This window comes from Anabaena sp. CCY 0017, from assembly GCF_963920885.1.
In the GTDB taxonomy this organism is placed as follows: Bacteria; Cyanobacteriota; Cyanobacteriia; order Cyanobacteriales; family Nostocaceae; genus Nodularia.
On sequence record NZ_CAWUDG010000027.1, the window covers coordinates 1 to 12,211 of the forward strand.

The following is a 12,211-nucleotide window of genomic DNA, read 5'->3' on the forward strand; positions in this document are numbered from 1 at the left end:
GATTATTAGCGATCGCTTGTTTTTTGTCCAAACTCACAAAATCGCGTTGCTCCCATTTTACTTCTGCTTCTTGCGGTTCTGCTGGTTCTGAAGTTTCTACCACAGGTTCAGGAGTAACTTCAACAAGTGCAACTTCTTCGGGTTTGTCTGCTACTGGAACATCAGCAGCAACATCTTGAACTTGAAGAGTCTGTGTAACCGGAGGTGTTTCTGTCGCAGGTTTTTCAACTTGCTCAACTTGCGGTTGAGGTAAAGGTTCAGATTTTGGTACATCTGCCCCTGGTTTTGGAATAGAGGCAATTTTCTGATGTGCTTGTTGTAATGCTTGTTCTAAAGCGACTTTGGGTTCTTGACTTGAATCTATATTCTGAGCAACATTATTATGTAGATATACATTGGGTTACAAGTATGCTCTACAAATGTAGCCAATCAAAGCCAGTCGGCAGACTTTCAAAAAATGAACTAACCGGGTTTTCCCACTTATTACCTTATTACCAAGGACTACCAATCACAGTAAAAGCTGACCAAAAATATGGATGATTGAGGTTTTTATCACCCAGTTCTACGATATCTAAGGGTAAATCGACATCAAGATTAGAAATTTTGAGTTGACCATCTTCCAAGCGTACCCGCCCTTTGAGCATAGCTACTTGAGCCTGTCGGAGTGCTTCGGCTTTAATGGGGGCTTGTTTGAGTTGTTTGTAAAACTCGGTAATCAATCCTAGAGTACCTTCATCAGACACATACCACAAACTTGCCAATGCAGACTGGACACCAGCTTGAAGTGCAAAACTAGCAAAGCCTAACTCTGCTTCTGTATCTCCTACAGCTGTACGACAAGCACTCAGCACCACTAGTCTGACTGGGGGGTTATTCCAGCCTAATTGACGTAGTTGATCCATTTGTAACTTGGTATCCCACAATTGAATATAAGAATTACTGGGGGAACCTGGTTTAAATTCACCGTGGGTAGCTAAGTGGATAATCCCAAAGGGTTTTTGTTGACGTTGGGCTTGCAGATTCTTCAAAGTAAAATCTTCGTTTAAGAAGAACTGACCTGACCACAAACGTGAGGTAATTGTCTCTAATTCTACAGGTACAGCAGGTAAAGGCTCTTGGTCTGTGAATTGGGATGCACCCATACCTAAAACTTCAGCATTTCTAATGTTGACATATTGGGTATCAGTGATACTGATACTGGGTACTAAACCAATGCTGTAACTTTCTACTAGATATTTTTCCCCATCATGAAGCGCCGCCACAGGTAGCGATCGCAATCCCGAATCCATGACAAAGGCTAAATTGTTGATTTCTTGATCTTTCAGTTCTGTCTTAATGGGTTGAATTAGCCATTGATGAAGTTGTTGGGCCGCATCTCGATAGTCTTTACGTAATCCTGTGTCTGTGACTCGGCTTCTAAATAGTTTAACTATGGGGAGAACTTGCGATCGCTTGGCATCTTCTACCACCTTACGAATTACTTTACCCTGAGCAGTCACCACGAGCAACTCTAAGCGATCATCGGGCAATTCTATATTTGGTGGGTTACTAGAGCCTGGGAGGGTATCCGGCATAAATTTGACATAAATGACTGCGGGTTTAACACCAACTGTATCCTGTTCAACTTGTCGTAACTCATCTTGAATCTGAGCCAGACTCTTAATTTTAGTCTCAGCAGCATTTTGGTTACCCGTCAAATATCTTTCAGCAGTACGAGTGAAATAGCCTTCTAAAAACAACACCCTATGCTCATCCGCCTGAAATGCTTTGTCTGGTAGTTCCGTTGTAACTGGTAATTCATCTGCACGAGCCGAATCTGCTAATGCTTTAGAAAATCGGTTAGAAGTAATAATTTGAATATTACCCAAAGTATAAGGACCAGGGAAAACTCTCAGTGGAGCAATAGTAAAATTGCCTGTATTGATAGCTCCAGCCGTACCACTAAGACTACCATTACCAACATCAAAAGTAGTAAATAAATCACCCCCTGCATGACGAATTGTCACTGAACCGCTACCCGCACCACCAACAGTAGAAATACTACTTAAAATCCCATTTTGATCAACAAAAGTTCCTGTAGTCCGAAAGAATTGCTCAGTCGTAGCATCCACATCACCACCAACCCCAGATGTACCACCTTGAGCATTAATGAAAGTCACTTGAATATCATTTAGGGGATCTAAGAAGACGTTACCACCATTACCTAAAACAGAACTAGAGTTAATTTCCCTAGATGTGATACTTTCCAATGCTATAACTTCGATTGCACCACCTGCTGTTAATCCCGAAGAATTGAGATTACCACTGTTAACAGTACCTGTAGGACTATTTAAGGTAATTTCTCCACCACTTCCATTTACAGAAGAACTATCGACATTACCAGTAGTGACATTACCTGTAGGACTGTTTACAGTAACGGCTCCACCATTCCCATTTACAGAAGAACTATTTAGGTTATCTGCAACTATATTGCTATTATTACTATTGAGGTTGATATCGCCACCATTGGTAGTAATATTACTTGCATTGATACTGCCATCTGTAGAGAGATTCACACCAGTAGCATCAGTAGTGGTGATATCTCCCCTTAAAGAGATATTACCTGTACCAGAAGATTGCTGTAAGCTGGCACTTCGCAGATTTGAGTTAATTTCTACATCCTGTACATTGCTAAGAGTGATAGCACCTAATTGTTGATTGATACCTGTACCAACTGGACTATTAAACGCAACATTACCGCCACCGGCATTTAAATCAAGAGTATAAAATTCTCCTGTTGTACTGTTAAGTAAATCATTAAAAATAATGTTACCTGTAGCTACATTCAAGGCAGTATTACCTGTAAGTGTAGTTGGGACATTAAAAATTAAGTCTGTATTACTAGCAATGCCATTTGTCAGGAATAGATTTTGAGCCGAAACAATATCTAGTCTGTTTAAAGGTGTAGAATTACCAACAAAATTATTAAAGTTGATATTGCCAGTACCTGTAATTAATTGCAGTTGTTGATTACCATCTATGGTCTCGTTAAAAGTAATATCACCTGCGCCTGCACCTGTGTTAATAATAGCCTCAGTTCCAAGTAAAGTATTACCATTGAAAGTAATATCTTGATTGGCTGTAGTGATACCTGCATTTAAATTAATGAGGGAGCTATTGAGGGTAATAGAACTATCATCTGTACCTATAATTGCGCCATTAACTGTGACTACAGGAGATTGAATAATTAGAGGGTCCTGGAATGTGACACTATTAGTAGATGTGATTGTACCAGTGCTATCTGTCCGACCAATTGTAATAGCAGAAAACCCATTACCTAAAGCGGCAATATCTATACCTGTTAAATCTAGAGCAGCAGTTTCTTCACTTCCTCCTAAAATAATATTCTGGCTCTGGGTAAATGGTTGTAATATCAGTTGGTTTGTACCTGTAACCGAGTTGGCTCCCCCAGTAAAATTAATTTCATCTGCTGTTAAAGTTAATGGGTTATTACCAATTGTTAACCCAGCAAAAGAAATGCCAGCATTTCCCAGATTGAAAGTCACTTCACCGTTGAGGGTAACTGCACCAGTAAAGCTAATATCATCATTGGTAGTACTGATATCGCCTGTGAGCGAAACTGCTCCCGTACCGTTTTGAGTCAATGCACCATCTAGATTCAAACCATTAGCAACGGTTAAATCACCTGTATTAGTAATTGTCAGATTACCATCATTAGTAGTTTGTACTGTAGAATTGAAGATGACATTTTCAGCATTAATATCTATATTTTGAACTGGATTAGAGTCACCAACTGCACCAATAAATTCTACATCGCCAGTACCAGTATTAATGGTAATATCTTCATTGCCGTTAAGTGTACCAGTAAAAGTAATATCACCTGCACCTGCACCTGTGCTGAGGTTGACATTTGCACCAAGTAAAGTATTACCGAAAATCAGATTTTGTCCTGTGGTGGAAATATCTGCGAATAATTCAACTAAGCCCAAGCCATTGTTAATTGTGACTGGGGAATTAAATGTCACAGGGTTTAATACTGAAATATTCCCAGTTCTTTGATCACTACCAATAGTGATTGAGCTAAACCCTTCTAAGAAATCAATCTCTGTAGAATTTAAACTAAAACTACCTGAATTATCAGCACCAATAGCAATGTTTCTGCTAGTGGTAGTTGGTTCCAGTTTCAGGGTATTACTACCTGTTATCTGCCCATTTAAGTTAACGTCATCTCCTCTGAGGGTTAATGAGTTGCTACCTGCTGATAATCCATTATTGATGCTAATGATACCAGTTCCGGCATCAAATATGGATGAACCAATTAGGTTGATTTGTGGGTTAAAGGTAATATTACCATTGTTCGTTTTTATATTGCTGGCAATTTCAAGATTTTTAGCATTATTAATTTGCAATCCACTTAAAGGTGTAATTCCTCCTAGCGCTCCTTTTAATTGGATATTACCACCTGCATCTAGTGCCAAGTTATGATTACCATTTATGGTGCTATCAAAACTAATGTCACCAACAGCAGAACCAGTATTGATAGATATATCGTTATTGAGAGTTACTGGACCCGCAAATCTAATTGAGTTCCCACTTGTATTAGACCCAGAATTTATAGAGTTATTGAGGATAATATTGGTGACGGCATCATTATTAATTGGTAAAAATCCTATGCTCCCACTATTACCATCAATAGAACTAGTATTTAGTTGTCCTACCTCAATAGTCCCATCTGTTTTAAATTGAATAGAGCCACTCTCTGATCTCCCAATTGAACTAATACTACCAACACGAATATCACCGTTAGGAGCATTTAAATTAACTTCCCCAGCTATTTGGGGCGGAATTACTGGATCTGGTTCGTTACCTGGATTTTCATGAGTGGTAATGATTCCGGCTGTAGTATCAATACTGCCTGATTGACTGGTAATATTAATCGATTGACTGAAATTATTACCAAATGCAATAATTCTTCCTGTAAATACATCACCCTTAGCTTGAATGTTAATATTTCCAGGAGGTTCACTTGGATTTCCACTACCACTATTGGAAAGAATTCCAAATCTATTAGGAAAACCTAGACTATCAGGAATTGTGGAGATTCCTCTTAGATCAACATTACCTTCTTTACTAATGATTGTAATATTGCCCGCATTACCTCCACCATCCGCAACTATAAAAGACTCTAGTCGAGAAGCAAGAACATCCCCTAGAGCTTCCAGATAGATATTACCAGGATTACCAGTGGATGCGTTAGCAGCTAAACCACCTGATGTTGTATCAATTTTTCCATTTGTACTAATAATAGTAATATCGCCAGAATTGAAGGGATTTTCAGGACTATCTGCGTAAACATCTATATTTGCAGTGGTAATATCTCCTGTAGCCCGAAGTACAACAGAACCACCTGGTGCTGGTGCTCCCCCTCTAGTATTGATATTACCAACTGTGATACTTGCTCCTTCAATAGTTACAGTTCTGCCGACGGAAGTATTGAGAGGACTTGGGGCAGCAATAGTGTCTGTTAAATTCATGGAAAAGGAACCAACCCCGTTTTTATCAGAATCGGCTATAAAAGAAATGTTGACACCACTTCTTTGAAAGCTTAATCTGTTATCAGTCAGCGTGCCAATAACGATATTATTACTTGCTTTTAGAATGATGTTATGATCATCTGAATTTGCTTCCAACGATGCCTGTGGAATGGTTGCAGAGTCATCATTGCTAATCAAAATGTCAATAGGGTCTAACAATAAAGTTCCAACTCGACCATTAACAGCACTTAAATGAGCGTTACCTCTAAAAATTAGATATTCTTTTCCTGATACTTCTGCAAAACCTCCATTACCTGAAGTTTGACCACCCCGCGCACTCAGTTGACCAAAAAAGTCTGTTTTTTTATCTGCCCAAATAATTACTATTCCACCATCACCATTAGTAATTGCGTCAGCATTAATGACTGAGTTACTACTCACAAAAGTTTGGGATGCATTGGGAACAGTTCCTTGTCCTTTGTAATCACCACCTATTTTGATTGTGCCACCGCCATTGTTACCAGCAGCATTAATTTGGGCATTGTCTATTAAATTAACTGTATCGCCCAAAACGTTTATATTTCCGCCCTGACTGTTTTGCTTGAGACTTGATGTGTCAGAGGCATTTAAATCTCCTGATATAGTTGTGGTTCCGGGGTTAGTGCTTACTGTTGTACCAGTGTTTGTAATCTGAACTGTACCATCTGGGTTGCTAGATAATCCTATGTTTACATCTTTAGCTCCTCCAGTGAGCAAACTAGGTATATCTAAAGGATTGACTGGTAAAATTTGCCCATCAGTATTTCTGGGTGGCTCAATTTCTAAACTGAGTATGTTTCCTGGTTGAGAGATTTTGACCAAGTTTGAATCTGGTACTGCTGCAATAGTTATATTTCCACCTGGGGCAGTTAGTTGACCTGTATTAATTACATTGCCCCCTATTAAGGTTAAACTATGACCATCTAAAACACTGAGATTACCTGCATTGATAATACTTCCAGGTTGAGATAAGTCAAAGGCAAACTGAGAAGGAGTACCGATTAAATTCTGATAATCGTTGGAACCAAGAGCGTTAAACCAGTTATTTCCCAAACCAATGCCGTTAGCTGTAGTGGCTGTGAAGTCAGCAGGTACGTTTAAACTAGAGTTAGCACCGAAGATTATCCCGGCTGGGTTCATTAAGAATAAGTTAGAATTGCCCCCAGTAACTTGAATTAATCCATTAATAATGGAAGGATCACCACCATTAATTCGCCCTAGAATATGGCGAATATTGGGGTTTGATATAAAGTTAGCAATTTGATTAGCATCTAGCCCCAACTGGGTGAAGCTATGAAACAAATTTGACCCATCCTGAGACAGACTGCCGCCAGTGATGTCAATTCGATTACCTTCAGTGGTAACAATAGTACCTGTGCTGTCATTGGCTGGAATAATTGACTGCGATCGCACTTGTGCAATACTTATAGTCCAAGCTAAAGGTAAGGCTGCTAGTAGTGGCGTAATTTGTCTAGCAGCTGGGATTACTTTATTTAAGTTATGTCGAATGGTAGCGGACACCTGGTATTTCATTACTCACTCAGTAACAGTATTTTACACTTATACCAGAATGGTTAATTTTAGTGTATATTTAGTAACCGGAGAAAATAAAACTCAATAAAAATAAGGGAAATGTGAGTTTTCTTTACTGATAAAATCTGAGGGTGTTATATTCAGAAGTCTTAAATTTTAAGAAAGAGTAGTTGATAAAATAGCCCATAATGGTGTAAATATTGGGGAACAAAGTCAGAGAAATTAATTAATAATAAATGTAAATTAATTTGGCGACATTATCAAATACATCCTCATAACATTGCCAAAAAAATAATTAGACATATTTGATGTATTTAACAATAAAAATACAAAATAACAGTTATATCAAAAACTTTATGCCCTTCTTTTTGGAACGTGCTAAACCTGACTTTAGCAATAACTGATTAACAGTTTTCTGACCATAAATGTGTGTTAAAAGTGGTCTAACCCATTCCAATGTTGTCCCACGACTAGAATTTTCTTGACCAGATTTGATATGTTTTAAAAATTCAAAAACCTGCTCATCTATATGAGGCATTTGGGAGCGAATAATTTCAAAAAATTTTGATGTACCCCCAAGTAACCCAAACCATTCATGAGTTACTATAATTCCCCATGTTCCACGAGATGAGTAAATAGCACCCTCCCGCATTTGAAAGAAAGGAAACTCACTAGCTATTAGAGGCGGATAATTTTCGCTCCCAACGTAAGCCTGATGAAACTCTGTAAGTGGAATATACCAATGGGATGGTTCTTCTGCTTCTTTGGCTTGCGGATATCTCCACCGCCATAAAATTGAAAAATAACAGCCTGTTTCTCCTAACTCCAAAGCAGCAGCAACTAAAGCGTTTGTTAATGGAGGCTCAATTATATATTTATAGGGAGAAAGAATCAGTTTTTCTGGAACATCCGGCACAAACGGTTTAGCAAAAGGATTATCATGGGCGAATATTTGACGCAATTGTGGTTCAGCTTCTATTTGGTACTCAGATTCAGTCAAAATCCGCATAAATAGGAGAGCATAAATAATTAAAGGTTTATAGAGATAGTTAAATTTTAGACAATTTATATGTTGTTACAGCACTTTTCTTTTCAAAGTACCACACCTAAATATCTAAAAGGTTTATGGGACAAGGGTTATAGAATTTTGTTTTGTACTAAACCGTTACACAAAGTGCTGTATATAGTTCGGTCAAATTTTTGTAATATTTGTTTACAATTTCAATATTAGCTTTTTCGGTAGCTAATGATCTATATTGCTCATATAAATTTAGTAAATTTTTAGTGTATTTTTGATGAATTTTGCTACTTAGTCTAAATCAGAAATATTACTGTAATAGTATATTATTTTAAGTAGTTACATATACTGAAAATTCTTGAAAATGCTTTACAGACGTTGTTTCATACCGAGATTACCTTGTAAGCCTCCTGTGTGTACTAATAACAGGCGATCGCCTTTAGAGAAAATTTCTCTCCGTATTAAATCCATTACACCATAGAACATTTTTGCTGTATATAGGTAATCAAGTTGTATCCCGCATTCTAGTTGAAATTGCTGAATAAACATGAGTAAATCATCATTAACCTTTGCATAACCACCAAAGTGATAATCACACATCAATTCCCAAGAGGCTGGGGAGTTATTTGGTGCAGTTAGCCCAGAGTCTAGATAATTACTCAGCAGATTCTCGATTTCCTGGGTGAGAAATTCTCCCTTTTTCAGCACGGGAAAACCAATCACTCGTTGTCTTGGATTGAGCGAAAGTGCAATACCAGCTAGTGTCGTACCTGTACCACAAGCCAAGCAGATAGTATCAAAAGCCCCATCATCTTCAATTATTTCTGTACAACCACGCACGCCGTTCAAGTTGCTCCCACCTTCAGGAATAATGAAAATATCACCGAAACATTGTTTTAAATCTTCCTGTAACTCTCTTGTGTGCTTTTGTCGGTAAGTTTCCCGACTCAGGTAGACAAGTTGCATACCTTGCTGTGTAGCAAAACTCAGCGTCGGGTTGAGTGGTAATTTTTCCTCTCCACGAATCACTCCAATAGTGCGGAAACCGAAAAGATTACCAGCTGCGGCGGTAGCAAAAATATGGTTAGAATAAGCACCCCCAAAGGTTAGCAGAGTTGTAAAATTTTGCTGCTTGGCTTCTAAGAGGTTGTATTTCAATTTAAACCATTTGTTCCCGTTAACGAATGGGTGCATAGTATCGAGGCGCAGCACAGATAATTCCACACCAGCGTGGCGGGTAATCTCGTTTTCTATGTGTTGGGTAAAGGGAGTAAGGAAGGGTGAGGACATAGGGGAAAATTTCACGCAGAGGTGCAGAGGAGAGAGATTTCTTGCTTGATGGTCAGTTAAGAAATAGGCTGAGAAGATAACATATTTGCCCAATTATTTAGACAATCTATGGCTAAAGTTTTTGACTGTATTACTGAGGAACTGCAAGACTTTATTGCTAGTCAACACATTTTTTTTGTTGGTTCTGCTCCTCTGAGTGCGACGGGTCATGTTAACCTGTCTCCCAAGGGGTTGGAATGTTTTCGCATCCTCTCGCCTCATCAAGTAGCTTATCTGGATCTTACAGGTAGTGGTAACGAAACTTCAGCCCACTTGCAAGAAAATGGGCGAATCACCTTCATGTTTTGTGCTTTTGAGGAACCTCCGCGTATTCTGCGCCTTTACGGTCAGGGGTACACAGTTTTGCCAGATTCGCCAAACTGGAAAGCTTTGTCTGCTTTATTGCCGCAGATACCAGGCACTCGTCAAATTATTGTAGCTGATATTGAGAGGGTGCAAACTTCCTGTGGGATGGGTGTACCACTCTATGAATATCAAGGTCAAAGGCAATCTTTAGTTAATTGGGCAAGTAAAAAAGATGAACAAGGCATCCAAGAATATCAACAGCAAAAAAATATCATCAGTATTGATGGTTTACCAACTCCACTGCATAAAACTTGAGAAAATGTCCAAATTTTTGACTACAATAAACATCTAAATTTAATTGAGATAAATTGATGAAAAGTTCAATTCAACTACCACAAAAATTAATGTTGTTGGGTTCAGGCGAACTCGGCAAAGAATTTGTGATTGCTGCTCAACGTCTGGGGAATTATGTCATTGCCGTTGACCGATATCCCAATGCTCCAGCCATGCAGGTGGCTGACTGTTCGGAAGTAATTTCTATGCTGAATGCTGATGAATTAGAATCGATTGTGAATAAGCATAAGCCTAATTTTATCATACCAGAAATTGAAGCGATTAGAACGGAGAAGTTACTAGAATTTGAACAACGCGGGATTACAGTTATCCCCACGGCGGCAGCGACTAACTATACAATGAATCGCGATAGAATCAGGGAATTAGCACATCAACAATTAGGAATTAGAACTGCTAAATATGGTTATGCTTCTACCCTAGAGGAATTAATTACTATATCTGAGCAAATTGGTTTTCCCAATGTCGTTAAACCTGTGATGTCGTCTTCTGGTAAAGGTCAATCTGTTGTCCCAGTTCAGGGTAAAGTTGAGGAGGCTTGGAATTATGCGATCGCCAACTCTAGAGGCGATAGTCAAAGGGTAATTGTTGAAGAATTTATTAACTTTGAAATAGAGATAACTTTGCTAACCATTAAACAGTGGAATGCACCGACAATTTTCTGTTCTCCCATTGGTCATCGTCAAGAAAGAGGCGATTATCAAGAGTCTTGGCAACCAGCAGGTATTACAGAAGCCAAAATACTACAAGCTCAAGCAATAGCGACAAAAGTTACCGATGCTTTAGGAGGAGCAGGTATATTTGGGGTAGAGTTTTTTATTACTAAAGACGAAGTAATTTTTTCCGAACTGTCGCCCCGACCCCATGACACGGGAATGGTAACATTAATCTCGCAAAATCTGAATGAATTTGAATTACATTTACGTGCTATTTTAGGATTACCAATTCCTCATATAGAACAGTTAAGAGCTTCAGCTAGTGCAGTAATTTTAGCTGATAAAAAGTCTGATACTGTGGCTTTTACAGGTGTGGCTGAGGCTTTGTCAATCGCCAATGTAGATATTAAACTATTTGGCAAACCTAGCGCCCATCCCTATCGCCGTATGGGTGTGGCTTTGGCTCAGGGTGAAAATGTTCTGGAGGCGAGGGATAAGGCTAAAAGGGCTGCTAGTCAGGTGAAAATGATTTAAATTTTTAACGCAAAGGAACGCGGAGGTAATCGCCCAGGGGCGCGGAGGAGGGAGTGGTATGGTGAATAGTTTTGTGACGGTGGCTACTTTTACAAATTCTCCGGAGGCTAATTTGGCGAAGCAGCGTCTGGAGGCTGAAGGAGTAAAGTGTTTATTACTTAATGAGTCTACTGTGAATGTGGCTTGGCATTTGAGTGTGGCTGTGGGCTGGATTCAATTACAAGTTCCCGAAGTCAATGTAGATTTGGCTAAGTCTATTTTGGTGTCTGAATTAGACTATCAATCTGTTTCTGATTTCGACCTGGAACAGGATATTGAAGATAATGATGATATTGAAATGCCTTCATGGGCAGACCAAACCGCAGACAGAGCTTTTATAGTAGCTGTGATCAGCTTAATCTTTGTTTTTCTACCCATTCAAATTTACTCTCTATGCCTGTTGTTTAGTCTATTTGTTTCTCGTCAACCCATTAGCCCCAATAGACGCATAAAGGTGATTGTGGCGTTGCTTTTAGATTTACTCAGCCTATTCATTTTGTGGAAAATATACTTTCCCAGTTGAAGTAACAATAATAGTATCTAAGTAGGTAGGCACAAATAAACCTAACTATGTAACAAAATGTAAAAACCTCAAAACCCTTGCGATTACTTCACTTTGCTACGCTACGTTCGCAATGACATACCTTGAAATTTTCCCACCTACCTACTTAGTTGTGGAAGTTTTCACCCGAATTGGCGGGTCTTTTTTCTCAAGCTCTGATAAATTTCCTCAATGTGCTGAAAAATTAGGTATTCTTAATGTTGAATTTAGTTCCATTGCTCCGCAACTCTGGCGAGAACAAGCCAAGCTAGAAACATTTTATTTTTTCAGCGTCATAAACAAACTTTATAGCCATCCATAAACAAAAGAA

Annotated in this window: 7 protein-coding genes; 4 read left to right on the forward strand and 3 right to left on the reverse strand. The window is 38.8% G+C overall.

Features of this window, described 5'->3' with window-relative positions; translation table 11 throughout:
* Positions 1 to 491: 491 nt before the first annotated feature.
* From ACM0OW_RS21885 to ACM0OW_RS21895, 3 genes are all read right to left on the reverse strand, one after another.
* Positions 492 to 7,106, reverse strand: coding sequence for a CHAT domain-containing protein (locus tag ACM0OW_RS21885; RefSeq protein ID WP_414552321.1), 6,615 nt, complete (start codon positions 7,104 to 7,106; stop codon positions 492 to 494).
* Positions 7,107 to 7,446: 340 nt separating this feature from the next.
* Positions 7,447 to 8,115, reverse strand: a complete 669-nt coding sequence (locus ACM0OW_RS21890) for a hypothetical protein (RefSeq protein WP_414552322.1) — start codon at positions 8,113 to 8,115, stop codon at positions 7,447 to 7,449.
* Positions 8,116 to 8,493: 378 nt separating this feature from the next.
* Positions 8,494 to 9,414, reverse strand: coding sequence for a 1-aminocyclopropane-1-carboxylate deaminase/D-cysteine desulfhydrase (locus tag ACM0OW_RS21895; protein WP_414552324.1), 921 nt, complete (start codon positions 9,412 to 9,414; stop codon positions 8,494 to 8,496).
* Positions 9,415 to 9,522: 108 nt separating this feature from the next.
* Here ACM0OW_RS21895 and ACM0OW_RS21900 point away from each other — a divergent pair, with 108 nt between their 5' ends.
* The 4 genes from ACM0OW_RS21900 to ACM0OW_RS21915 all read left to right on the forward strand — a co-directional run bounded on the left by ACM0OW_RS21900 (position 9,523) and on the right by ACM0OW_RS21915 (position 12,202).
* Positions 9,523 to 10,074, forward strand: a complete 552-nt coding sequence (locus tag ACM0OW_RS21900; RefSeq protein WP_414552326.1) for a pyridoxamine 5'-phosphate oxidase family protein — start codon at positions 9,523 to 9,525, stop codon at positions 10,072 to 10,074.
* Between the two features lie 56 nt (positions 10,075 to 10,130).
* Complete coding sequence (purT, locus tag ACM0OW_RS21905; protein ID WP_414552328.1) at positions 10,131 to 11,300, forward strand: formate-dependent phosphoribosylglycinamide formyltransferase; 1,170 nt, start codon at positions 10,131 to 10,133, stop codon at positions 11,298 to 11,300.
* Positions 11,301 to 11,358: 58 nt separating this feature from the next.
* Positions 11,359 to 11,862 (forward strand): hypothetical protein, encoded by a 504-nt coding sequence (locus tag ACM0OW_RS21910; RefSeq protein ID WP_414552330.1) that lies wholly within the window; start codon positions 11,359 to 11,361, stop codon positions 11,860 to 11,862.
* A 112-nt stretch (positions 11,863 to 11,974) separates the two neighbouring features.
* Positions 11,975 to 12,202, forward strand: coding sequence for a hypothetical protein (locus ACM0OW_RS21915; protein WP_414552332.1), 228 nt, complete (start codon positions 11,975 to 11,977; stop codon positions 12,200 to 12,202).
* The last annotated feature ends 9 nt before the right edge of the window (positions 12,203 to 12,211 follow it).